A 23,697-nucleotide genomic window follows, 5' to 3' on the forward strand; every position below is an offset into this window, starting at 1 on the left:
GCACAAGAGCCGATTCCAAGATTCCTCGGAGGTGTGGAGGACTGGACCGGCCTCGTCGAGCGCTTGAAATGCCAACGAGGAAACGGAGTTGTTGCGTCGAGGTGTCTTGACACCCACCCCTCGGGCGATCGAGCATCGAAGCGCTTCGAAAGCACCCCGTCGCTCCACCGCAAAGGGATCACCACGTGACCGCACAAACGCCGCCTACGCCGCCTTTTCGCGATCCGCAGCTGCCGTTCGCGAAGCGCATCGACGATCTGCTGGCGCGGCTCACGCTCGACGAGCGCATCGCGTTCCTGCACCAGTTCGCGCCCGCCGTGGAGCGGCTCGGGGTGGCCGCGTTCCGCACCGGCCAGGAGGCGCTGCACGGTGTGGCCTGGATGGGCCCGGCGACGGTCTTCCCCCAGGCCGTCGGCCTCGGCGCGACCTGGAACGACGAACTCGTACGCCGCGTCGGCGAGGCGGTCTCGGCCGAGGTCCGCGCGATGCGCGCCCGCGACGACCGGGTGGGCCTCAACGTCTGGTCCCCCACGGTCAATCTGCTGCGTCACCCGCTGTGGGGCCGCAACGAGGAGGGCTACTCGGAGGACCCGAAGCTCACGTCCGCGATCGCCACGGCGTACACCCGGGGCCTGCGCGGCGACCACCCCGACTTCTGGCGCACGGCCCCCGTTCTCAAGCACTGGCTCGCCCACAACAACGAGACGAACCGGGACACCACCTCCTCCTCGGTCCGCCCGCGCGTGCTGCACGAGTACGACCTGCGGGCGTTCCGCGCGACCGTCGAGGCGGGCGCGGTGGCGGGTGTGATGCCGGCGTACAACCTGGTCAACGGCCGCCCCAACCACGTCTCCCCGTACCTCGGGGAACACCTGCGCACCTGGACGGACCAGGACCTCCTGGTCTGCTCCGACGCGGGCGCCCCCTCCAACCTGGTCGACTCCGAGCACTACTTCGACACCCACGAAGAGGCGACCGCCGCCGCGATCCTCGCCGGGGTCGACAGCTTCACGGACCACGGCACGGACGGTTCGAAGATCGTGGACCGGGTCCGAGGGGCCTTGGAGAAGGGCCTGTTGAGCGAGGCGGACATCGACGCGGCGGTCCGCCGCCAGCTCGCGATCCGCTTCCGGCTCGGCGAGTTCGACCCGCACACGGACCCGCACGGCGGCACCTCGGACTTCGACACCCCGGCCCACCGCGCGCTCGCCCGGGAGGCGGCCGAGCAGGCCGTCGTCCTCCTCAAGAACGACGGCCTGCTGCCACTCGGCCCGGGCGTGCGCGTCGCCGTCGTGGGCCTCCTCGCCGACGAGTGCAAGCTCGACTGGTACAGCGGCACGCTCATCCACCGCTCCACACCGCTGGAGGGCCTGTACGAGCGCTTCGGCGCCGAGCACGTCGACTTCGCCGAGGGCGTGGACCGCGTACGCCTGAGGACCTCCTCGGGTACGTATCTGTCGGTGCCCCTCGCCGGGGACGCGGACGACGAGGTGCGCGGCGCCGAGGGCGCGCTGGATCCGGCCCTGCTCGCGGGCCGCACGGACCTGCCGCCCCTCACCACCGACGCCACCGGCACCGACCTCGCGCTGATCGACTGGGGCGAGGGGCTGCTGACCCTGCGGGCCCCCGACGGCCGCTACCTCTCGGTCGCCGAGGACGGTTACCTCCGTGCCTCCGCCGACCAGCCGGGCGGCTGGGTCGTCCAGGAGACGTTCCGCATCGAACCGGCGGGTTCCCGCTCCGGATCCCATGGGAGCGGCCACCTCCTGAGGCACGTCGGGACGGGTGGGCACATCTCTGTCGCCGCCGACGGCGTGAAGGTTGCCGACGAATCCCCGGAGATTTTCGAGCTGGAGTTCACCGAGCGCGGCGAGGACGCCGTGGCCCGCGTGGCGGCGGCGGCCGACGTCGTCGTGGTCGTGGCGGGCAACGATCCGCACATCAACGGCCGCGAGACGGAGGACCGCTCCACCCTGCGGCTCCCCGCCCATCAGGAGCGCCTGCTGCGCGCCGCCCGCGCCGCGAACCCGGACACCGTCCTCGCCCTGGTCTCGGCGTACCCCTACGCGGTGGACCCCACCGACCTCCCCGCCGCCCTGTGGACCGCGCACGGCGGCCAGGCCGCGGGCACCGCCCTGGCCCGCGTCCTGGCCGGCGACGTCTCCCCCGCGGGCCGCCTCCCGCAGACCTGGTACGCCTCCGACGCGGACCTGCCCGACCTGCTCGACTACGACGTGATCGGCGGCCGCCAGACGTATCTGTACTTCGAGGGCAGCCCGCTGTTCCCGTTCGGCCACGGCCTCGCGTACACGACGTTCGCGTACGAGGATCTGGAAGTCACCGAGACGGAGGCCGCGCTGAAGGTCTCCTTCACGGTCACCAACACGGGCGCGGCGCCGGCGGACGAGGTGGCCCAGCTCTACGCGCGCGTCGTGGACCCGTCGGTGCCGCGCCCCCGCCGCGAACTGCTGGCCCACCGGCGCCTCCACCTCGCTCCCGGCGCCTCGGAGCGCCTGGCCTTCGAACTTCCCCTCTCCGCGCTGGAGTTCTGGGACGTGGCGGTCGGCCGGCCCCGTCTGGAGCCGGGCGCGTACGAACTCCTCGCGGGCGCGTCGAGCGAGGACATCCGGCTGCGCACCACGATCACCCTCACCGGCGAGCCCGCCACCCCCCGCCCGGTGCGCGAACCGGGCCTGAACGCGGCCGACTTCGACGAACAGCGGGACACCGAGATCGTCGACCGTACGAAGGTGTCGGGCGACGCGGTGACGCCGAAGGCCGACGCGACGGGCGAACTCGTCCACCGCGGCTGCGACTTCGGAACCGGTGTGACGCGGGTCGAGGTCGAGGCGTCGGGCGAGGGAGTCGTCGAGGTGTCGCTGGACGGGGGCCCCTCACTCGCGACGGTCACCTTCGGCGGGACGAAGGGCCCGTACGACTACACCACCATCGGCGCCGAGTTCGCGGCCCACGGCGTGCACGACCTGCGTCTCAGGCTGCGCGGCCCACTGCGGCTCGCGCGGGTGGGCTTCTCCGGTTGAGGGTCCGGACAGGCCGACCACCAGGGGCCCGGCACCGGAAGGCATCGGTGCCGGGCCCCTTCAGAAGACTATCTGAAAATGGTTGTCGTTAGCCAGAGGGTGGCGCGGAGCGCGCCACGCCCTTAGAGCACGAGGCCCGTCAGGACGAGGACCCGCTCGTAGGTGTAGTCGTCCATCGCGAACTTGACGCCCTCGCGGCCGACACCGGACTGCTTCACACCGCCGTACGGCATCTGGTCGGCACGGTAGGACGGCACGTCGCCGACGACCACGCCACCGACCTCCAGCGCGCGGTGGGCGCGGAAGGCGACCTGCAGGTCGTGCGTGAACACGCCCGCCTGGAGGCCGTACTTGGAGTCGTTGACGGCGGCGAAGGCCTCCGCCTCACCGTCCACCTTGCGCACGGTGAGGACCGGTCCGAAGACCTCCTCGCAGGAGATCGTCGCCTCGGCCGGTACGTCGGCGAGCACGGTCGGCGCGTAGGAGGCACCGTCGCGCTTGCCGCCGGTGAGAAGGATGGCGCCGGACCGGACGGCCTCGTCGACCCAGGACTCCACGCGCTGGGCGGCGTCCTCGCTGACCAGCGGGCCGACGTCCGTCTTGTCGTCGGACGGGTCGCCGGTGACCTGGGCCTCGACGGCGGCGACGATGCGCGGCAGCAGCCGGTCGTACACCGACGCGTCCGCGATCACACGCTGCACGGAGATGCAGGACTGGCCGCCCTGGTAGTTCGAGAAGGTCGCGATCCGGGTCGCGGCCCAGTCCAGGTCCTCGTCGCTCGCCCAGTCGGCGAGGACGACGGCCGCGCCGTTGCCGCCGAGCTCCAGGGTGCAGTGCTTGCGCGGCACCGAGTCCATGATCGCGTAGCCGACCTTCTCGGACCCGGTGAAGGAGATGACCGGGAGCCGCTCGTCCTGGACGAGGGCGGGCATCCGGTCGTTGGAGACCGGGAGGATCGACCAGGAGCCGGCCGGCAGCTCCGTCTCGGCGAGCAGGTCACCGATGATCAGGCCGGAGAGCGGGGTCGCGGGCGCCGGCTTCAGGATGATCGGCGCGCCGGCGGCGATGGCCGGGGCGATCTTGTGGGCGCACAGGTTGAGGGGGAAGTTGAAGGGCGCGATGCCGAGGACGACACCCTTCGGGAAGCGGCGGGTGAGGGCCAGGCGGCCCTGGCCGCCGAGGTCGGTGTCGAGGCGCTGGGCCTCGCCGCCGTTGAAGCGGCGGGCCTCCTCGGCGGCGAACCGGAAGACGGACACCGCGCGGCCGACCTCGCCGCGGGCCCACTTGATCGGCTTGCCGTTCTCGGCGGAGATGAGCTGCGCGATCTCCTCGGTGCGCTCGACGAGGCGCTTGCTGACGTGGTCGAGGGCGGCGGCGCGGACGTGGGCGGGGGTGGCGGCGAACTCGTCGCGCACGGCGTACGCGGCGGCGACGGCCTCCTCGACCTGTGCCTCGGTCGGGACGCTGACCTGTCCGACGACCCGGCCGTCCCACGGCGAGGTGACATCGAAGGTGGTCTCACCGGTGGCCTGGCGGCCGGCGAGCCAGAAGGCGTGGGTGGAAGTCATGTCGAGTCCCGGCCCTTCCGAGGTTGGGGTGTCCTTGGCGTTCGTGGTCCACGGTAGGGCCGGGGCGGCGGGAGGTCGTTTGTCCGGGACGTAGCAGTGGCGGGGCGTGGCACTCCGCTTTGGCACGATCGAGGTGACCGCCGCGATTCCCTCACCCCCGCCGCCCCATCCCCGGGGGCTCCGCCCCCGGACCCCAAAAAACCGCGCAGTTCCCCGCGCCCCTGAACCCGGGGCGCGCGGGGGATGCGGGGCGCAGCCCCGCCTCAGGGGCGCGGGGAACTGCGCGACCAGCCACAGACGGCCGCGGACGAAGAACCCACCGGGGGGTCTGGGGCGGAGCCCCCAGGTCGGCGGCAGCCCGCGCCGGCCCGCGGACGAGGAACCCACCCAGGGTTCCTACTCCCCCGCCGCCGCCGTCGCCTTCAGCGCCAGCCACAGTTCCATGCGGACGTCGGGGTCGTCGAGGGAGCGTCCGAGGATCTCCTCGACGCGTCGCATCCGATAACGCAGAGTGTGTCGATGCACACCCAGGTCGGCGGCGGCGGCGTCCCACTGACCGTGCCGGGACAGCCACGCCCGCAGCGAGGCGACCAGATCCCCCCGCCCGGTGGCGTCGTGCTCGTTCAGCGGGCGGAGCAACCCGTCCGCGAACGCCCGCACCGCGTCATCGGCGAGCAACGGCAGCACGGACCCCGCGGCCAGCTCCTCGTGCTCGACCAGCGACCGCCCCCGCCGCCGGGCCACGGACAGCGCCTGCTCGGCCTGCTTGTAGGCGGCGGCCGCGGCGATCGGCCCGGCGGGGGCCGAGAGTCCGACGACCAGTTCGTCCTCGTCGCCCACGGGCTGCTCCCGGGTGGCGATCCGCGCGGCGTCCAGCGCGGCCGCGTACTCCCCGCACGCCGTCACCGCCGCGCCTCCGTCCACGGCGAGCACGACCAGCCGCTCCCCGTCGGGCACGACGAGCACGGACTCACCGGAGCGGGCGGCGGCGGACTCGACGATCTCGGCGAGCCCGCCGAGCGGGTCGCCGTTCGTCGGGTCCGGCACCACGACGGGGGCCTTGGACGGCTTCGCGGCGGCCACGCGCGCGTGCCCGTCCGCGTGCGCCCGCGCCGCCGAAGCGGACGCCGACTCGGCGAGGATCAGCCGGAAGGGCGCGTCGAGAAGTTCCCCGTAGAGGTCCCCGGCCACGGTGCGCGCGTGCTCGGGCTGCCCGGCGAGCAGCATGCGCAGCACCGCCGCCCCGATGCGCTGCTCGGCGGCGTGCAGCGACCGTGAGCGTTCGGTGGTGAGGGTCAGCAGTGCGATCGCGGAGTGCACGGCGTAGCGCTCGGCGGTGCCGAGGGCGGCGGCCGTTCCGACGGCGAGCGCGGCGCGGGGGCGGCGGCCGGTGCCGAGGGAGTGGAGTTCCACGCGGTCCTCGCCGCCGACGACGGAGCTGGCGGGCGCGGGGCGCTCGCGCAGCCGCTCCACGTCGGGGGTGATGCGTGCGGCCCGCCGCCCGGCCCACTCGGGCGCGGTGGCGACGACGGCGCCGGACGCGTCGTACAGGGCCGCCCAGCCGTCCACCTGTCCCGCGAGCGCCGACAGCAGCCCCTCGGGGCCGTCGTTGAGGGCCTGCTTCGTCAGTTCGCGCTGCGCGGCGAACCCCGCCGTCACGGCCCGGTACTGGTCCGCGGCGATCGCGGCCGACACCGCCTTGCTGATGGCCAGGAAGGGGGTGCGGCGGGGGACCTCCAGGAGCGGCAGGCCCTCTTCCTCCGCCGCGTCGACCAGGGCCTTCGGGATCTCGTCGTAGTTGACCCCGACGGCGAAACCGAGCCCGACGACGCCGGCTCCCACCAGCCGCTTCACATAGCGCCGCATGACGTCCGGATCCTCCGCGTCCAGCTGGAGCGCGGTGATCAGCAGCAGTTCCCCGCCCTCCATGTACGGCACGGGGTCGGCGAGCTCGCTGACGTGGGCCCAGCGGACGGGTACGTCCAGACGGTCCTCGCCCGCCCGCACGGTCAGTTTGAGCGCGGAGTGGTGGACGATCGAGGCGAGCGTGGGGCGCATGGGACCTTCAGGTCTTCACAGGATCTTCGACGGTCACGGGCAGTGTGATCTTTTGGCCGCAACGTATGAACGACCTATGTCGATTCTGCCTCACCGTACGGTCGACCGTGACCTTGTGCCCAGACCTCCTAGCTCCGTAGATCCACCAGCAACGGTGGCGCGTGCTCTCCCCCCACCGTGGTGAGCGACAGCACCGCGTGCCCCGGCGGCACCTCGTGCGCCAGCTCGGACGCCGACCACCGCTCCCGCTCGACCTTCCTTATGGTCACCGCGTCCGTGGTGACGGCCTTTCCGGTGACCAGCTTGCGCAGGGCATGGATGGCCCGGGTCATCGGCTGGTCCGCGAAGACGGTGTGCTTGGCCACGTCACGGGTCTCGACCCACTCCGTGCCCCAGGCGTGGGCGAAGCGGCTGCCGTCCCAGGTCGTGACGCCGGAGAACGCCATCCGGCAGCCCACGGCCCCGTACAGCGGCCCGTGCAGCGCCTCGGGGATGTCGCCGATCGTGCGCAGGGCGAGCACCACCCCCGCGTTCTGGGAGCGCAGGCGCTGGATGCGGCGTACGGAGTCGGGGGTCAGCGTTCCGGTGGCGTCGTCGAGTACCAGGCAGACGAAGTGCGGGCGCTCGCCGCCGCGTACGACGGCGGTGAACTGGGCCAGCACGAGCCGGGCGAGCAGCCGGGCGGCCTCCTCGTGTCCGTGCTCGGGCAGGTCGATCCGTACCCGCAGCGGGTGGTGGGCCACGGCGCGCAGCGAGAAGGCGCGGGTGGTGCCGCCCGCGCCGAAGAAGTCGGCGAAGGCCGGCCGGTCCAGGAGCGCCAGCCGGTCGGCGAGCGCCGGGCCCGCGTCGGCCGGGCTGCCGACCTGTCGCATACGGGCTTCCAGTTCCCGGCGCATCGCGGCGTGCTGCGGCCCGGAGAGGGCTTCGTGCAGGGCGGTCAGGGCCTCCGGTACGCCTTCCAGGAGTTCCCGCAGGACGGACATGGGCGGGAACGTGCCGTGCACCGCCCGGTAGGGGCCGAGGAGTTGGGCGAGCGCGGTGGTGGCCCGCTGGCCGGCCACCGCGTCGAGGTCCCCGGCCAGCCCTTCGGCGAGGAAGGAGGCCGCTTCGTCGGGGTCGTCGGAGTCCGCGTACAGATCGAGGTCGTGGACGGAGGCGGGGTCGCCGATCTTCACCACGACGTCGAAGGCCGAGTCCGGGCCGAGCGGCGTCCCGGCGGCGGCGACCGCGACGACGGCGCACCGTCCGGTGAGCGCCTGCAGGGCGAGCGACTCGACGACGGGTCCGACCAGGTGCCGGGTCTTCCCGGAGCCGGAAGGACCGACGGCGAGCAGGGAGGTGCCCAGGGCCTCCGGGTCGAGGGCCGCGCCCCCGCCGTCGTAGGCCTCCGGGGTACGGTCCCCGGTCGTCCACCGCCCGATGCGCACCTGTCCCACGAGCACGTCGTGCGCCGCGGTGCGCGCGGGCAGGTCCCGGGCCCCGGAGGGATGCGTCCAGGCCGCCCCGCCCCGTCGCAGGACGGTGTCGACGAAGGTGGCCAGGCGCGTGGCGTCCCACTTCGCCGTGGTCCACGCGCGCCGCACCCGGGCGCAGTCCACGTCGTTCATCCGGCCGCCTAGCACTTCGGCGGTGAGCAGGTCCGCCGCCTCGTGCTGTCCGGCGTCACGGAGTTCGGGCCACTGGGCGGCGGGCAGGTCGGGCGCGAACTTCGCGGTGCCGGCCTCCTGTGCCTCGTTGCGCGCGGCTCGGGCGGCGCGCCACTCCCTGGCGTATCTGCGCCAGGCGCCGATCCGGGCGAACGGCCACAGGACGAGCAGGGTGATCAGCGCGTAGAGCCCGTCGGTGATCAGCTGCGACTGGAACACGTCGTAGCCGCCGGAGACCAGGGCGACGAGGGAGAACAGCGGGGCGACGACCGGCAGGGCGTCCCAGCCGACCCCGGGGAAGGCGTTCGGGAAGACGAACGTCAGGACGATCAGTGCGCCGAGCGCGGCGAGGGCGGCGCGCAGGGGCTGGGGCCGGGCGGTGACGTAGTGGCGGACGACCTCGGGCCAGCTCCCCAGCCGGCCCATGGTGTACACCAGCACGCCGAAGAAGACCCCGTTGTAGACCTCGATGGCCTCCGCCCCCTGCCACACCTTGGGCGAGGTGGTGCCGCTCCACCACCAGTCGTCCGGTGTGAACACCTTCAGCACGACCCACATGTAGGGGACGCTGCCGTGGCGCCACAGCGACCAGACGACGAGTGCCACCACGAGCGGGACGGCGAGCCCGACGATCGTGACCGGCGAGAGCCGCTCCCGCCCCTTCGACGGGCGACGCACCCGGTATCCGTATCGCCAGATCCCGGGTCCGGCGGCGGGTCGCGGCTTGTCGAGCCAGTCGGCGACGGTGGGCCGGGGGGCCGGGGACTGCTCCGGCACGGACGGCAGACCCGCGGGTCGTGGCGGTGTCCCCCTCGGCAGCGGGGGTACTCCGGGTGGCGGAGACGCGGGTGCCCTACCGGGTGGCGGCGGCACGGCGGGTCCCGGCACGGCACCGGTATGCCCGCCCCGCGCGTCCTGCGTCCCGTCGCTGTCCATCGCCCTGCCCCCTGACCAGCCGCTCCGCGCTTCGTCCGCGAGTCAATCTAGTGCCCCTGCGAGGGGAGTTCACCGTTTACGCGGCCGGATCCGCGCCTTGCCGGGGCAGAGCGGCGGCGGACCGGCGAAGGACCGGGACCATCGGTCCCTCGCCCCTCTATGTCCACCACGGACAACCGAATCCTCCGACAACGCCCACATGGAGCATGCCGACCCTCCGTTCCCGGCCCTAGCCTGCGAAGAAAGAAGTCAAGAGTCCGAAAACACCCCGCCCGGCACACCCCGTCCGCCGCGGGGACCGTCCGGTTCGCAAGATCATCAGGGAGCCCCTCATGACCGCACTTCCGCAGGAGCGCCGCGTCGTCACCGCCATCCCCGGCCCGAAGTCGCAGGAACTGCAGGCCCGACGCACCGCCGCGGTCGCGGCCGGTGTGGGTTCGGTGCTCCCTGTCTTCACCACGCGCGCCGGCGGCGGCATCATCGAGGACGTCGACGGCAACCGTCTGATCGACTTCGGCTCCGGCATCGCCGTGACCTCCGTCGGCGCGAGCGCCGAGGCCGTCGTACGCCGCGCCTCCGCGCAGCTCCAGGACTTCACCCACACCTGTTTCATGGTCACGCCGTACGAGGGCTACGTCGCCGTCGCCGAGGCGCTGGCCGAGCTGACCCCGGGTGACCACGCCAAGAAGTCGGCCCTGTTCAACTCGGGCGCCGAGGCCGTCGAGAACGCCGTCAAGATCGCCCGTGCGTACACCAAGCGCCAGGCCGTCGTCGTCTTCGACCACGGCTACCACGGCCGTACGAACCTCACGATGGCGCTGACCGCCAAGAACATGCCGTACAAGCACGGCTTCGGCCCGTTCGCGCCCGAGGTCTACCGGGTGCCGGTGGCGTACGGCTACCGCTGGCTGACCGGCCCGGAGAACGCCGGCGTCGAGGCCTCCGCCCAGGCGATCGACATGATCAACAAGCAGATCGGCGCCGACAACGTCGCCGCGATCATCATCGAGCCGGTGCTCGGCGAGGGCGGCTTCATCGAGCCCGCGAAGGGCTTCCTGCCCGCCATCAGCAAGTTCGCCAAGGACAACGGCATCGTCTTCGTCGCGGACGAGATCCAGTCGGGCTTCTGCCGCACCGGCCAGTGGTTCGCGTGCGAGGACGAGGGCATCGTCCCGGACCTGATCACCACCGCCAAGGGCATCGCGGGCGGTCTGCCGCTCGCCGCCGTGACCGGCCGCGCCGAGATCATGGACGCCGCGCACGCGGGCGGCCTGGGCGGCACCTACGGCGGCAACCCGGTGGCCTGCGCGGGCGCGCTCGGCGCGATCGAGACGATGAAGGAGCTCGACCTCAACGCCAAGGCCAAGAACATCGAGGCGATCATGAAGACGCGCCTCGGCGCGATGGCCGAGAAGTTCGACGTCATCGGCGACGTCCGTGGCCGTGGCGGCATGATCGCCATCGAGCTGGTCAAGGACCGCGCCACCAAGGAACCGAACCCCGAGGCGACCTCCGCGCTGGCCAAGGCCTGCCACCAGGAGGGCCTGCTGGTCCTGACCTGTGGCACTTACGGCAACGTCCTCCGCTTCCTGCCGCCGCTGGTCATCGGCGAGGACCTGCTGACCGAGGGCCTCGACATCATCGAGCAGGCCTTCGCCCGTATCTGACGCCCCACCCGCCCCAGCCCCGGACCCAGGACGGCCGCCCCGAGCGGATTCCGCTTGGTTCCGGGGCTGCGGCGACCGGGGTCAGAGCGTGTGAAGAACGTGTGCGAGGTGCATGACGGGACGCGATTCCGTCTGTCGGAGCCGGATCCCCTGCCGTAGGTTCTACCCAGATGAGAGATACACCCCGCCCACAGGGGACTGTGGGTGACACCGGGTCGAGGCCTCCCCAGCTTCGCCCTGGTCGTGCCCTCGCGCACACACCCGGAGCTTCCGGCTCCGGATCTCCTCACCGATCGGACAGTCGCTCGCCCCAAACCCCCCGGGGCGCGCGACGACCCGATCTGGACGGCCGCCTCGGAACTACCCCCCCTGTTCCGGGGCGGCCGACCTTCCTCCTCGGACGTCGCGGCCTCTTCGGACCTCTCGGCTTCCTCGGCCTTCCGGCCCTCCTCTTCGCGCTGATCACCTGGCAGGTCGCGGCCCACGGCCCCCTCGCCCGCGCGGACGAACGCCTCAGCGACCGTCTCGTCCACCCCGACCGCGTCTCCGAACTCCTGGCCGACCTGGGCAATGTCACCGTCGCGGTGCCGGTCCTGGCCGTCGTGCTCGGGTACGTGGCGTGGCGGGCCCGCGCGGCCGGGCGGGCGCGCTGGTGGCTGCCGTCCCTCGCGACGGCGGCCTTGATGGCGGTCGTACCGGCGTTGATCGTGCCTTTGAAAGAACTGGTCGCCCGGCCGGGCCCACCGGTCATGGGCCCTATCACGGGCTTCTATCCCTCGGGCCACACCGCCACCGCCGTCATCGCGTACGGCGGTGCGGCCCTGGTGCTGATTCCGTGGCTGCGGGGCGCCGGGGCCCGCCGCGCCCTGCTCGTCGGCTGCCTCGCCCTCAACCTGGGTGTCGCCTTCGGCCTGATCCGGCGGGGCTACCACTGGCCGCTGGACGTGGCGGCCAGTTGGTGCCTCTGCGCGGTGCTGCTGCTCTCGCTCCGGCTCCTCCTCGGCCGGAACAGCCGTCAGCCGACATAGGCGTCAGCCGAAATAGCCGTCGAAGGTCCGCTGGAACTCCCAGCTCCCGTAGCGGTCCCAGTTGATCGACCACGTCATCAGACCGCGCAGTCCCGGCCAGGTGCCGTGGGTCGTGTACGAGCCGCAGTTGGTCTTCCTGGTCAGGCAGTCCAGGGTCTTGGTGACCTCGGACGGCGCCACGTAACCGTTGCCCGCGTTCGTCGACGCCGGCATGCCGATCGCCACCTGGTCGGGGCGCAGCGGCGGGAAGACGTTGTTCGCGTCGCCCGCGACGGGGAAGCCGGTCAGCAGCATGTCGGTCATCGCGATGTGGAAGTCCGCGCCGCCCATGGAGTGGTACTGGTTGTCGAGGCCCATGATCGAGCCGGAGTTGTAGTCCTGGACGTGCAGCAGGGTCAGGTCGTCGCGCAGGGCGTAGATGACGGGGAGATAGGCGCCGGCCCGCGGGTCCTGGCCGCCCCACTTGCCGGTGCCGTAGTACTGGTAGCCGAGCTGGACGAAGAAGGTCTCCGGGGCCATCGTCAGGACGAACGTGGAGCCGTACTTGGCCTTCAGGGTCTTCAGGGCCGAGATCAGGTTCACGATCACCAGTGTGGTCGGGCTCTTGAAGTTGGTGTCGTTCGCGTCCAGGGAGAGCGAGTGGCCCTCGAAGTCGATGTCCAGGCCGTCCAGGCCGTAGGTGTCGATGATCTTCGAGACGGAGGACACGAAGGTGTCGCGGGCGGCCGTCGTCGTCAGCTGCACCTGGCCGTTCTGGCCGCCGATCGAGATGAGCACCTTCTTGCCCGCGGCCTGCTTGGCCTTGATCGCGGCCTTGAAGTCGGCGTCGCTCTCGACCGTCGGGCACTCGGTGACGGGACAGCGGGTGAAGCGGATGTCGCCGGAGGTGGTGGAGGTCGGCTCACCGAAGGCCAGGTCGATGATGTCCCAGCTGTCGGGGACGTCGGACATGCGGGTGTAGCCGGAGCCGTTGGCGAAGCTCGCGTGGAGGTATCCGACGAGGGCGTGCCCGGTGGAGCCTCCCGAGCCCGTGGACGTCGTCGCCGTGACCGTCGCCGACTTCGCCGACTCCCCCGCGTCGTTCACCGCCGCGACCTGGAAGGCGTACGCCGTCGAGGGCGCGAGGCCGCTCACGGTGGTCGAGGTGCCGGTGGCCGTCTGTACTTTCACCCCGTCGCGGTAGACGGCGTAGCCCGTCGCGCCGGTGACCGGGGACCAGGACAGGGCGACGGTGGAGGACGTGACCGTGCCGGCGGCGAGGCCGGTGGGCGCGGCCGGGGGCTGTCCCGGGTCGGCGCCGGGGCCCACGAGGGAGACGTCGTCGGCGTAGTACGCGCCGGTGCCGTACCAGCCGTGGGTGTAGAGGGTGACCTTGGTGGTGGACGGGCCGGTGCGGAAGGTGGTGGTGAGCTGCTGCCAGTCGGGTGCGGACTGGGTCCAGGTGGAGACGTCGGTGGTGCCGGTGCCGCTCGCGCCGAGGTAGACATAACTGCCCCGGACGTATCCGGCGAGGGTGTACTGGGAGTCGGGTTTGACGGTCACCGTCTGGGAGCACTGCGCGTTGTCGCTGCCGGCCGGGGTCGCCCGCAACGCCGAACTTCCACTGCGTACGGGTGAGTTGACGGCGGCGCCCGCCGTACAGGTCCAACCGTCGAGGCCCGCCTCGAATCCGCCGTTCCTGACCAGGTCCGCGTCGGCCGCACGGGCGGCCGACGAGAGTGCGGCGAGGCCAGGTACGGCCAGAACGGTGGCCGTGCACACGGCGAGCAGCCTTTGACGCGTGGACGGTCTGGTGCGTTCGGTGCGATCCACAACTGCCTCCGGGCATGGGGGAATTCAGGAGGGTGGAGCGCGCCCAACTTGGTCCAGACCAATTCTGTTGTCAAGACCTTTGACCGTTACCGGGGGCCGTGACCCGGGTCCGTTACCGGGGTCCGTCCCGGCTATCGACCCTCGTTCCCGGCGATGCCCGCCGCCGCCTCGTGCATGGCCAGTTCCAGCAGCGCCGGATCGGTGAGCGTGCCGGTGCCGTCCGGCGGGATCAGCCAGCGGATCCCGCCGGTGGTCCGTCCCGGGTACGGCACCACGATCCACGTACCGCGCCCCGCCGTGCGCACCCCCGTGCCGAGCCAGCGCGCCGCGGTGCCGGGCGGCACGAAGAAACCCATCCGGGCGTCGCCGAAGTCGACGAGCACCGGGCCGATTTGGTCGATCACCCGGGTCAGCACGTCGAGCGTGGGATAGCCGAGCTCGCCCGGCAGGATCAGTACGTCCCAAAGCCTGCCGGCCGGCAGCAGCGCGACCCTCAGCGGATTGCGCTCCCATTCCCAGCGGCAGGCCTCGGGATCCGGCGCCACGGATGCCAGCCACTCGACCGCCGTCTTGGCCCCCGTCATGGCGGAACCTCCCTGTCTCCTCGTGTCGACGCTGGTCGCGTCACAGAGGAGAGGGAGGTTCGGGCCGGGCATTACGCGGGTTCCGCCACTTGTTGATGGTGAGCCGGATCACAGTGGATGAGCTGGGCGTACGCCGGTGGATCAGCCACTGCGGCGCACGCCCCGTCGGCGCGCCTCAGCTGTCGAAGCCCAGTCCCAGCTTGTCCATCGTCTTCAGCCAGAGATTGCGCCGCCCGCCGTGCGCGTCCGCCCGTGCCAGCGACCACTTGGTGAGCGCGATGCCGGTCCAGGCGAAGGGCTCGGGCGGGAACGGCAGGGGCTTCTTGCGGACCATCTCCAGTTCCGTGCGCTCGGTGCGCTCCCCCGCCAGCAGGTCGAGCATCACGTCCGCGCCGAACCGGGTCGCGCCCACGCCCAGGCCCGTGTAGCCGGCCGCGTACGCGACCTTTCCGTGGTGTGCCGTGCCGAAGAAGGCCGAGAAGCGCGAGCAGGTGTCGATCGCGCCGCCCCAGGCGTGGGTGAAGCGGACGCCCTCCAGCTGCGGGAAGCAGGTGAAGAAGTGCCCGGCGAGCTTCGCGTACGTCTCCGGGCGGTCGTCGTACTCGGCGCGCACCCTGCCGCCGTACGGGTAGATCGCGTCGTAACCGCCCCACAGGACGCGGTTGTCGGCGGAGAGCCGGAAGTAGTGGAACTGGTTCGCCGAGTCCCCGAGGCCCTGCCGGTTCTTCCAGCCGACGGACGCCAGCTGGTCGGCGGTCAGGGGTTCGGTCATCAGCGCGTAGTCGTAGACCGGGACGGTGTACGCGCGCACCCGCTTGACCAGGTTCGGGAAGATGTTGGTGGCGAGCGCCACCTTGCGGGCACGGACGGAACCGTACGGAGTGCGTACGGCCATGCCGGCGCCGTACGCCTTCAGGGCGAGCGCGGGCGTGTGCTCGTACACCCGCACCCCGAGCCGCAGGCAGGCCCGCTTGAGACCCCAGACGAGCTTGGCGGGGTGGAGCATGGCGACGCCGCGGCGGTCGTGCAGGCCCGCGAGGAAGGTCGGCGAGTCGACCTGTTCGCGGACCGCGTCGGCGTCCAGGAACTCGATGCCGTCCGCCAGGCCCCGCTCCCGCAGTTCCTCGTGCCACTCGCGGAGTTCGGCCGCCTGGTGCGGCTCGGTGGCGACGTCGATCTCGCCGGAGCGCTCGAAGTCGCAGTCGAGGGAGTAGCGGGCGACGGCCGCCTCGATCTCGTCGAGGTTGCGGGCGCCCAGCTCCTCCAGCTTCCTGATCTCGTCCGGCCAGCGGGTGAGTCCGTTGGCCAGGCCGTGGGTCAGGGACGCTGCACAGAAGCCGCCGTTGCGGCCCGAGGCGGCCCAGCCCACCTCGCGGCCCTCCAGGAGCACCACCTCACGCTGCGGGTCGCGCTCCTTGGCGATCAGCGCGGTCCACAGTCCGCTGTAGCCACCGCCGACGACGAGCAGGTCGCAGGTCTCGGCGCCGGTGAGGGCGGGCTCGGGGTGGGGCTTGCCGGGATCGTCCAGCCAGTACGGAACCGGCTGGGCTTCGGAAAGAGACGTGGTCCAACGGGTCATGGCGCTTGGGGCCATGATTTCAACTCCCTACAGCTGAATTACCCACCGAAATTTCTCTGTGGGTGATGCCTTCCGCGATGCCTTTTGCTATGCCTTTTGCTTGTTGCGGCGGTTGCTGATGACCATTCCGGCCAGGACGAACAGTACGGCGACGATGAACATGGCCGTACCGATGACATTGATCTGAACGGGTGTTCCGCGCTGCGCCGAACCCCACACGAACATGGGGAAGGTGACGGTCGAACCCGCGTTGAAGTTGGTGATGATGAAGTCGTCGAAGGAGAGCGCGAAGGCGAGCAGCGCGCCCGCCGCGATGCCGGGGGCCGCGATGGGCAGGGTGACGCGCAGGAACGTCTGCACCGGGCCGGCGTAGAGGTCCTGTGCCGCCTGCTCCAGGCGCGGGTCCATCGACATCACACGTGCCTTGACGGCCGTCACGACGAAGCTGAGGCAGAACATGATGTGGGCGATCAGGATCGTCCAGAAACCCAACTGAGCACCCAGGTTGAGGAACAGGGTGAGCAGCGAGGCGGCCATCACGACCTCGGGCATCGCCATCGGCAGGAAGATCAGCGAGTTCACCGCGCCGCGCGCCCGGAAGCGGTAGCGGACGAGGGCGAAGGCGATCATCGTGCCGAGGATCGTGGCTCCGATGGTCGCCCAGACGGCGATCTGGAGGCTGATCGAGAGCGAGCCGCACATGTCGGCGACCCCGCACGGATCGCGCCAGGCGTCGAGGGAGAACTGCTGCCACTCGTAGTTGAAGCGCCCCTTCGGTTTGTTGAAGGAGAACACCGTGACGATGACATTGGGCAGCAGCAGATATCCCAGCGTCAGCAGTCCCCCGATGACGACGAGATTCCGCTTGAACCAGCGTACGAAGGCCATTTAGACCAGATCCTCCGTCCCGGACTTGCGGATGTAGAGGGTGACCATGATGAGGATCGCGGCCATGAGGATGAAGGAGAGCGCGGCGGCCGTCGGATAGTCGAGGATCCGCAGGAACTGCGTCTGGATGACGTTGCCGACCATCCGGGTGTCCGTGGAGCCGAGCAGGTCGGCGTTCACGTAGTCACCGCTGGCCGGGATGAAGGTCAGCAGCGTGCCGGAGACCACGCCGGGCATCGACAGCGGGAAGGTGACCTTGCGGAAGGTCGTGAACGGCTTCGCGTACAGGTCGCCCGCCGCCTCGTGGAGGCGTCCGTCGATCCGCTCCAGCGAGGTGTAGAGCGGCAGGATCATGAAGGGCAGGAAGTTGTACGTGAGGCCGCAGACCACCGCCAGTGGTGTGGCCAGGACGCGGTCGCCGGAGGTGAAGCCGAGCCAGTTGGTGACGTCCAGGACGTGCAGGGTGTTGAGGGCGCCGACGACCGGGCCGCCGTCCGCGAGGATCGTCTTCCAGGCGAGCGTGCGGATCAGGAAGCTGGTGAAGAACGGCGCGATGACCAGGATCAGCACGACATTGCGCCAGCGGCCCGCGCGGAAGGCGATCAGATACGCCAGCGGGTAGCCGAGCACCAGGCACAGGATCGTCGCGGCGCCCGCGTACAGCACCGAGCGCAGGAACTGGGGCCAGTAGTCGGCCAGCGCGTTCCAGTACGTCTGGAAGTGCCAGGTGACCTTGAAGCCCTGCTCCAGGGAGCCCGTCTGCACGGACGTGGAGGCCTGGTAGACCATCGGCAGCGCGAAGAAGATCAGCAGCCAGAGGATGCCGGGCAGGAGCAGCCAGTACGGGACGAGACGGCCGCGCTTGCGGGGCGGCTTCTTGTCGGGCTGCGGCGCGAGGAGTGGCGCCTCGGTGACGCTGGCCATCAGGCGGCTTCCTCCTCGACCGTTTCCACGCCGGCGTCGATGTCCTGCGCCGCGTCGAGGCCGAAGGTGTGCGCCGGGCTCCAGTGCAGGACCACCTCGGCGCCGGGGGTGAGCCGGGCGTCGCGGTCGATGTTCTGGGAGTAGACCTCGAACTCGGGGCAGACGGCGCTGTCGATGACGTACTGCGTGGAGACGCCGATGAAGCTGGAGTCGGCGATCCTGCCGGTGATCCGGTTGCGGCCGTCCGGGATCTCGCCCGCGTCGTCGACGTGTGTGAGCGATATCTTCTCGGGGCGGACTCCGACCAGGACCTTGCCGCCGGTCGTCGTGGGCGCCGAACATCGCGCCTGCGGCAGCACCAGCTTGCCGCCGCCCGCCGCCAGGACGATGTCGTCGCCGTCCTTGCTGTCGACGGCGGCCTCGATGAGGTTCGAGGTGCCGAGGAAGTTGGCGACGAACGTGGTCTGCGGGTTCTCGTAGAGGTCGGCGGGGGCACCGAGTTGCTCGACGCGGCCCGCGTTCATCACGGCGACCGTGTCGGCCATCGTCATGGCCTCCTCCTGGTCGTGCGTGACGTGCACGAAGGTGATGCCGACCTCGGTCTGGATGCGCTTGAGCTCCAGCTGCATCTGACGGCGCAGCTTGAGGTCGAGGGCGCCGAGCGGTTCGTCGAGGAGCAGCACCTTGGGGTGGTTGATCAGGGCGCGGGCCACGGCGACGCGCTGCTGCTGGCCGCCGGAGAGCTGGTGCGGTTTCTTGCGGGCCTGCTCGCCGAGCTGGACGAGTTCCAGCATGTCCTCGACCTGCTTCTTCACCGACTTGATGCCGCGCCGGCGCAGACCGAAGGCGACGTTCTCGAAGATGTCGAGGTGCGGGAAGAGGGCGTAGGACTGGAAGACGGTGTTCACCGGCCGCTTGTACGGGGGCAGGTGGGTCACTTCCTGGTCGCCGAGGAAGACGGTGCCGGAGGAAGGTTCCTCCAGGCCCGCGATCATCCGCAGGGTGGTGGTCTTGCCGCAGCCCGACGCCCCGAGAAGGGCGAAGAAGGAGCCCTCGGGGACGGTCAGGTCGAGCGGGTGGACGGCCGTGAAGGAGCCGTACGTCTTGCTGATCCCGGAGAGGCGGACGTCGCCGCCGTTGTCTGTCGTCATGGTGTGGTCCCTGGATGTCGGGGTCGTAGGGGTGTCCGGGGCGGACTGCGGTCGCTGCGCCGGTCGGGGCCGCGCGGCGGAGCCGGCGCAGGTCTCCTCGGGCCCCGGGCAACCGCCCGGGCGGCCCGGCCGGACCACCGCCACCGCTCAGCCGCCGGAGGCGTCACGCCCCGGTGAGCTTGGCGAACTTCTCTTCGTAGGCCGTCTCTTCCTTCTGCGTCAGGGAGCGGAAGGCGTGGGACTTCGCGGCCATGGCCTTGTCGGGGATGATCAGCGGGTTGTCCGCCGCCGACTTGTCGATCTTCGCAAGCTCGTCCTTGACCCCGTCGACGGGACAGACGTAGTTGATGTACGCGGCGAGCTGTGCGGCCGGACCGGCCTCGTAGTAGTAGTCCATGAGCCGTTCGGCGTTCGTCTTGTGACGGGCCTTGTTGGGGATCAGCATGTTGTCCGTGGACGTCAGATAGCCGCTCTCCGGGATGATGAAGTCCACGTCCGGGCTGTCCGCCTTGAGCTGGACGACGTCGCCCGCCCAGGCGACACAGGCCGCGAGGTCGCCCTTGGTGAGGTCAGACGTGTAGTCGTTGCCGGTGAAGCGGCGTATCTGGCCCTTGTCGACGGCCTTCTGGAGGCGGGCGGTCGCCGCGTCGAAGTCGTCGTCGGTGAACTTCGCCGGGTCCTTGCCCATGTCGAGCAGCGTCATGCCCATGCTGTCGCGCATCTCCGAGAGGAAGCCGACGCGCCCCTTGAGCTTGGGGTTGTCGAGCATGTCGGAGATCGACCTGACCTCGATGCCGTTCAACGCCTTCTTGTTGAAGGCGATGACGGTCGAGATGCCCTGCCAGGGGTAGGAGTAGGCGCGTCCCGGGTCCCAGTCGGGGCTGCGGAACTGGTCGGAGAGGTTCGCGAACGCGTGCGGGAGGTTGGAGGCGTTCAGCTTCTGCACCCAGCCGAAGCGGATCAGCCGGGCGGCCAGCCAGTCGGTGACCACGATCAGGTCGCGCCCGGTGTCCTGGCCCGCGGCGAGCTGCGGCTTGATCTTGCCGAAGAACTCGACGTTGTCGTTGATGTCCTCGGTGTACTTGACCGAGATGCCGGTGCGCTTGGTGAACGCGTCGAGCGTCGGGTGGTGCTTCCCGCTGTCGTCGACGTCCATGTACTCGGTCCAGTTGGAGAAGTTGATCGTCTTCTCCTTGGCCGAGTGGTCCTCGGCGGAGACGCCGCCCTGGGTCTTGCCCGCGGCCGGGATCCCGCAGCCGCTCAGCGCGCCGAGCCCGCCGACGGCGAGCGCGCCGCCCGCGGAGGCGCGCAGCAGCGAGCGGCGGCTGAGCGCGGCCCTGCCATTCCTGAAACTGCGCCGCATGGCGGCCACTTGGGCCGGGGAGAGGCGGTCCGGCTCGTACTGCTCCATGCTCGTGATGCCCTTTCGGAAGGGTCGCGGCCGTGGTCTGGCGGCCTGGTCTGCCACTCGGCGATAGTCGGAAGTCGACGCGCGGCCGACTCGTGATTCGACTAGGGCCGGTCCCCGAAGATCGTGCGGTGCCAGTCCTTCCTGGCGACCGCGGTGTTGTCGAACATGACGTGCTTGATCTGGGTGTACTCCTCGAACGAGTACGCCGACATGTCCTTGCCGAAGCCGGACGCCTTGTAGCCGCCGTGCGGCATCTCGCTGATGATCGGAATGTGGTCGTTGACCCACACGCAGCCCGCCTTGATCTCGCGGGTCGCGCGGTTGGCCCGGTACACGTCCCGGCTCCACGCGGAGGCGGCGAGACCGTAAGGAGTGTCGTTGGCGAGCCGGATTCCCTCGTCGTCGCTGTCGAAGGGGAGCACCACCAGCACGGGACCGAAGATCTCGGACTGCACGATCTCGCTGTCCTGAGGAGCGTCGGCGACGAGCGTGGGCCGGTAGTAGGCGCCGTCCTTGAGCTCTTCGGGGATCTCTCCGCCGGTCACCACGCGCGCGTAGCCGCGGGCCCGGTCGACGAATCCGGCCACGCGGTCGCGCTGGGCGTGCGAGATCAGCGGGCCGAGGTCGGTGCCGGACGCGAACGGGTCGCCGAGGCGGACGCTCGCCATCAGGGCGGCCGTCCTGGACACGAACTCTTCGTAGAGGGGCCTTTGTACGTACGCGCGTGTGGCGGCGGTGCAGTCCTGCCCGCTGTTGATGAGCGAGCCCGCGACCGCGCCGTTCACGGCCGCGTCCAGGTCCGCGTCGTCGAAGACCACGAAGGGGGCCTTGCCGCCCAGTTCCAGGTGGAGCCGCTTGACGGTCGAGGTGGCGATCTCGGCGACGCGCTTGCCGACCGCGGTGGACCCGGTGAAGGAGGTCATCGCCACGTCGGGGTGGCCGACGAGGTGCTCGCCGGCGTCCCGGCCGGCCCCCGTCACGATGTTGATCACGCCGTCCGGGATACCCGCCGCGGTGGCGGCCTCGGCGAAGAGGAGCGAGGTCAGCGGGGTCAGCTCGGCGGGCTTCAGCACGATCGTGTTGCCCGCGGCGATCGCCGGGAGAATCTTCCAGGCGGCCATCTGGAGGGGGTAGTTCCATGGCGCGATGGAGCCGACGACACCGATGGGCTCGCGGCGTACGTACGAGGTGTGGTCGCCGGAGTACTCGCCCGCGGACTGCCCTTGCAGATGCCGGGCCGCGCCCGCGAAGAAGGCGATGTTGTCGATGGTGCCGGGCACGTCGAACTCGCGGGTCAGCTTGAGGGGCTTTCCGCACTGGAGCGACTCCGCCCGGGCGAACTCCTCGGCGCGGTCGGCGAGTACGGCGGCGAAGCGGTGCAGGGCGTCGGAGCGCTCGCCGGGGGTGGCGCCCGCCCAGCCGGGGAACGCCTCACGGGCGGCGGCGACGGCCGCGTCCACGTCGACGGTGCTCGCCAGCTCGTACGTGTAGACCTCGTCGCCGGTGGCGGGGTCGACGACCGCGTGCATACGGCCCGAGGTGCCCTTGGTCAGGCGGCCCGCGATGTACTGCGCGCCGTCCGCGAAGCGGTCCTGCGCCTGGAAGCGATGGCCCGGATTGTGCATGTCGCTCTCCTCCGCCGTTCTCCCCGCTGCCGCAGGGGTGGGCGTAGCTCCAGCTCGATTTGAGTGCCGATCCTGACAGAGCAAAGGGACTCCAACAAGTGATTCCGTTGTTGCCTTTTGGTTACGCGACGGAATCTGTCGACCAGGTGTCGAGTCCCCATGGAAAAGGCGGGACGGAATGTCAGTGGTGCGTGCCACAGTGGCGTGCATGGCGAAGATCGATTCTTGGGAAGCGCTGGTCAGCGCGGTCCGCTCGGGGGCGAGGGTCAAGTACCTGCACTTCTGGGGGCACCGCCCGCGACCGGACGGTCAGGTGAGTGCGAGCTGCCTGAGCCAGTGGTGGCCGTCACCGTTCGTGGTGGACGGTGTCTCCTACGCGACCGCCGAGCACTGGATGATGGCGGGCAAGGCACGGCTCTTCGGCGACGCGGAGGCGCAGCGGCGCGCGATCGAGGCGGCCAGCCCCGCGCTCGCCAAGAAGGTGGGGCGGCTCGTGCGCGGATTCGACGAGGCGACCTGGGAGCGCGAGCGCTTCGGGATCGTCGTCGAGGGCAGCGTGCACAAGTTCGCCGCCCACCCCGAGCTGCGCGCGTTCCTGCTGGGCACGGGCACGCGAGTGCTGGTCGAGGCCAGCCCCATGGACCGGGTCTGGGGCATAGGACTCGCGGCGGACGACGAGCGGGCGACGGATCCCGAGCGGTGGCGGGGGCCGAACCTGCTGGGATTCGCCTTGATGGAGGCGCGGGAGCGGCTCCTGGGGGACGACTAGTTCACGCGCGGGAGCGGCTCCTGCGGGACGACTGGTCCAGGCGCGGGAGCGGTTGGCGGTCTAGCCGAGGTGCGGCACCACGAGTGAAGTGGAGTAGCCGTCGTCTCCGCTGAACGGGTCGCTGTCGCCGCTGTCGTCCGGGAGGACGAAGAAGACCACGATCATCGCGATGCCGAGCGCGATGCCGACCGCTCCGCAGATGATCCCGGCCAGCGCCTGACCGGGGTTGTTCGCCTCGCCGCGGCGCGCCCTGCGTCGCCCCAGCACGCCGAAGATCACCGCGAGGATCCCCAGGATGATCGCGATCGGCCACAGACAGAACACGACGGCCGAGATGATGCCGAGCACCAGCCCGGCGGTGCCCATGCCGTTGCTCGGCGCCGGGGGCATCATCGGCCAGCCATAGCCGGCGGCGCCCGGGTAGCCGGGTCCCGGCGTGGGGTAGGCCGGGTAGCCGTATCCGTAGCCGTACGGGACCTGGCCGGGGCCCTCGGGAGCGATGGGCGGCGGGGGAACCGGCTCTCCGGGGGCGGGCCCGGGGTGGGGCGAAGGTGCGGCGGCGGGAGACGCGAAGGGGTTGTCCCAGGACTGGGGCGGGGACTGGGTGTGGGGCTGGGGGTGGCCGGGGGTGCCCGTTCCGGGGAGGGCGACGACCGTCGGCTGGTTGTGCACCGAGGGAGGTGTGGGGGCGCCGGGCGCGTGCGAGGGCGCCTGGTCCGCGGGCGGGGCCCAGGGGTTCGGCTCGGGTCGCGGTCCGACGGCGCCGTTGTCCAGGGGACCGCCGGGCGGGGAACCCGGCTGGGGGTTCCCGCCGGGTATCGCGTCCTCGGGACCGACGGCCGACGGCACGTCGATCTGCGTCGGCGGCGGAGCCGACTGGTCCGGGGATGCCCACGGGGTCGCGGCGGCGTCCTGCGGCACCTGTGGCGCCTGCGCGTCGTCGGACATGCGTGAGGTCCCCTCCTTTGTCGTACCTGCCGTCATGCTACGGCCCGGGGCTTCACCCCGTG

Annotated in this window: 16 protein-coding genes; 4 read left to right on the forward strand and 12 right to left on the reverse strand. The window is 70.9% G+C overall.

All coding sequences use genetic code 11. The annotated features are described in order from the left end of the window. Nucleotides 1-185 precede the first annotated feature (185 nt). Nucleotides 186-3,041, forward strand: coding sequence for a glycoside hydrolase family 3 C-terminal domain-containing protein (locus KVT44_RS40230; RefSeq protein WP_217572749.1), 2,856 nt, complete (start codon nucleotides 186-188; stop codon nucleotides 3,039-3,041). Between the two features lie 122 nt (nucleotides 3,042-3,163). On the opposite strand, the gene KVT44_RS40235 is transcribed toward KVT44_RS40230, so the two are convergent. The 3 genes from KVT44_RS40235 to KVT44_RS40245 form a co-directional block, all read right to left on the reverse strand. After that, nucleotides 3,164-4,609: an aldehyde dehydrogenase family protein gene (locus KVT44_RS40235; RefSeq protein WP_217572751.1), complete on the reverse strand. Its 1,446-nt coding sequence runs from the start codon at nucleotides 4,607-4,609 to the stop codon at nucleotides 3,164-3,166. Between the two features lie 396 nt (nucleotides 4,610-5,005). Further along, on the reverse strand, nucleotides 5,006-6,667 hold the full coding sequence (locus KVT44_RS40240; protein WP_095852321.1) for a PucR family transcriptional regulator: 1,662 nt from the start codon (nucleotides 6,665-6,667) through the stop codon (nucleotides 5,006-5,008). A 128-nt stretch (nucleotides 6,668-6,795) separates the two neighbouring features. Then, the gene (locus KVT44_RS40245) at nucleotides 6,796-9,249 is read right to left on the reverse strand and encodes an ATP/GTP-binding protein (RefSeq protein WP_217572753.1); all 2,454 of its coding nucleotides are present in this window, start codon (nucleotides 9,247-9,249) and stop codon (nucleotides 6,796-6,798) included. A 332-nt stretch (nucleotides 9,250-9,581) separates the two neighbouring features. Here KVT44_RS40245 and gabT point away from each other — a divergent pair, with 332 nt between their 5' ends. Both gabT and KVT44_RS40255 read left to right on the forward strand, forming a co-directional pair. Further along, nucleotides 9,582-10,916, forward strand: a complete 1,335-nt coding sequence (gene gabT / locus KVT44_RS40250; RefSeq protein WP_217572754.1) for a 4-aminobutyrate--2-oxoglutarate transaminase — start codon at nucleotides 9,582-9,584, stop codon at nucleotides 10,914-10,916. A gap of 170 nt (nucleotides 10,917-11,086) precedes the next feature. Beyond that, entirely contained in the window at nucleotides 11,087-11,944 is an 858-nt protein-coding gene (locus KVT44_RS40255) for a phosphatase PAP2 family protein (protein ID WP_217572756.1), read from the forward strand. Nucleotides 11,945-11,947: 3 nt separating this feature from the next. On the opposite strand, the gene KVT44_RS40260 is transcribed toward KVT44_RS40255, so the two are convergent. The 8 genes from KVT44_RS40260 to KVT44_RS40295 form a co-directional block, all read right to left on the reverse strand. Then, nucleotides 11,948-13,756 carry a chitinase gene (locus KVT44_RS40260; RefSeq protein ID WP_217572758.1) on the reverse strand — a complete coding sequence of 603 codons (1,809 nt, stop codon included), beginning with the start codon at nucleotides 13,754-13,756 and terminating at the stop codon, nucleotides 11,948-11,950. Nucleotides 13,757-13,887: 131 nt separating this feature from the next. Further along, nucleotides 13,888-14,340, reverse strand: coding sequence for a hypothetical protein (locus tag KVT44_RS40265; RefSeq protein WP_217572760.1), 453 nt, complete (start codon nucleotides 14,338-14,340; stop codon nucleotides 13,888-13,890). 175 nt (nucleotides 14,341-14,515) lie between these two features. Further along, nucleotides 14,516-15,934 carry an FAD-binding oxidoreductase gene (locus tag KVT44_RS40270; protein WP_190172518.1) on the reverse strand — a complete coding sequence of 473 codons (1,419 nt, stop codon included), beginning with the start codon at nucleotides 15,932-15,934 and terminating at the stop codon, nucleotides 14,516-14,518. A 72-nt stretch (nucleotides 15,935-16,006) separates the two neighbouring features. Beyond that, the gene (locus KVT44_RS40275; protein ID WP_217572762.1) at nucleotides 16,007-16,807 is read right to left on the reverse strand and encodes an ABC transporter permease; all 801 of its coding nucleotides are present in this window, start codon (nucleotides 16,805-16,807) and stop codon (nucleotides 16,007-16,009) included. Further along, on the reverse strand, nucleotides 16,808-17,731 hold the full coding sequence (locus KVT44_RS40280; protein ID WP_054235322.1) for an ABC transporter permease: 924 nt from the start codon (nucleotides 17,729-17,731) through the stop codon (nucleotides 16,808-16,810). It lies immediately after the preceding gene. After that, complete coding sequence (locus KVT44_RS40285) at nucleotides 17,731-18,882, reverse strand: ABC transporter ATP-binding protein (RefSeq protein ID WP_099920416.1); 1,152 nt, start codon at nucleotides 18,880-18,882, stop codon at nucleotides 17,731-17,733. The genes KVT44_RS40280 and KVT44_RS40285 overlap by 1 nt, the downstream gene beginning before the upstream one ends. A gap of 163 nt (nucleotides 18,883-19,045) precedes the next feature. After that, nucleotides 19,046-20,293: a spermidine/putrescine ABC transporter substrate-binding protein gene (locus tag KVT44_RS40290; RefSeq protein ID WP_217572764.1), complete on the reverse strand. Its 1,248-nt coding sequence runs from the start codon at nucleotides 20,291-20,293 to the stop codon at nucleotides 19,046-19,048. Between the two features lie 101 nt (nucleotides 20,294-20,394). Beyond that, nucleotides 20,395-21,918 carry a gamma-aminobutyraldehyde dehydrogenase gene (locus KVT44_RS40295; protein ID WP_217572766.1) on the reverse strand — a complete coding sequence of 508 codons (1,524 nt, stop codon included), beginning with the start codon at nucleotides 21,916-21,918 and terminating at the stop codon, nucleotides 20,395-20,397. A gap of 178 nt (nucleotides 21,919-22,096) precedes the next feature. Here KVT44_RS40295 and KVT44_RS40300 point away from each other — a divergent pair, with 178 nt between their 5' ends. Then, the gene (locus KVT44_RS40300) at nucleotides 22,097-22,687 is read left to right on the forward strand and encodes an NADAR family protein (protein ID WP_217572768.1); all 591 of its coding nucleotides are present in this window, start codon (nucleotides 22,097-22,099) and stop codon (nucleotides 22,685-22,687) included. A 60-nt stretch (nucleotides 22,688-22,747) separates the two neighbouring features. On the opposite strand, the gene KVT44_RS40305 is transcribed toward KVT44_RS40300, so the two are convergent. Continuing rightward, entirely contained in the window at nucleotides 22,748-23,635 is an 888-nt protein-coding gene (locus KVT44_RS40305) for a DUF4190 domain-containing protein (protein WP_217572770.1), read from the reverse strand. Nucleotides 23,636-23,697: the final 62 nt, after the last annotated feature.

It is taken from the genome of Streptomyces sp. GbtcB7, assembly GCF_019091445.1.
Lineage (GTDB): Bacteria > Actinomycetota > Actinomycetes > Streptomycetales > Streptomycetaceae > Streptomyces > Streptomyces mirabilis.

Bases quoted from the DNA above. Each gene is read 5' to 3' on its own strand.
- KVT44_RS40285 (WP_099920416.1), bottom strand. From the start codon at position 18,882: ATGACGACAGACAACGGCGGCGACGTCCGCCTCTCCGGGATCAGCAAG.
- KVT44_RS40265 (WP_217572760.1), bottom strand. From the start codon at position 14,340: ATGACGGGGGCCAAGACGGCGGTCGAGTGGCTGGCATCCGTGGCGCCG.
- KVT44_RS40255 (WP_217572756.1), top strand. From the start codon at position 11,087: ATGAGAGATACACCCCGCCCACAGGGGACTGTGGGTGACACCGGGTCG.
- KVT44_RS40235 (WP_217572751.1), bottom strand. From the start codon at position 4,609: ATGACTTCCACCCACGCCTTCTGGCTCGCCGGCCGCCAGGCCACCGGT.
- KVT44_RS40295 (WP_217572766.1), bottom strand. From the start codon at position 21,918: ATGCACAATCCGGGCCATCGCTTCCAGGCGCAGGACCGCTTCGCGGAC.
- KVT44_RS40290 (WP_217572764.1), bottom strand. From the start codon at position 20,293: ATGGAGCAGTACGAGCCGGACCGCCTCTCCCCGGCCCAAGTGGCCGCC.
- KVT44_RS40270 (WP_190172518.1), bottom strand. From the start codon at position 15,934: ATGGCCCCAAGCGCCATGACCCGTTGGACCACGTCTCTTTCCGAAGCC.
- KVT44_RS40240 (WP_095852321.1), bottom strand. From the start codon at position 6,667: ATGCGCCCCACGCTCGCCTCGATCGTCCACCACTCCGCGCTCAAACTG.
- KVT44_RS40245 (WP_217572753.1), bottom strand. From the start codon at position 9,249: ATGGACAGCGACGGGACGCAGGACGCGCGGGGCGGGCATACCGGTGCC.
- KVT44_RS40305 (WP_217572770.1), bottom strand. From the start codon at position 23,635: ATGTCCGACGACGCGCAGGCGCCACAGGTGCCGCAGGACGCCGCCGCG.
- KVT44_RS40280 (WP_054235322.1), bottom strand. From the start codon at position 17,731: ATGGCCAGCGTCACCGAGGCGCCACTCCTCGCGCCGCAGCCCGACAAG.
- gabT (WP_217572754.1), top strand. From the start codon at position 9,582: ATGACCGCACTTCCGCAGGAGCGCCGCGTCGTCACCGCCATCCCCGGC.
- KVT44_RS40275 (WP_217572762.1), bottom strand. From the start codon at position 16,807: ATGGCCTTCGTACGCTGGTTCAAGCGGAATCTCGTCGTCATCGGGGGA.
- KVT44_RS40300 (WP_217572768.1), top strand. From the start codon at position 22,097: ATGTCAGTGGTGCGTGCCACAGTGGCGTGCATGGCGAAGATCGATTCT.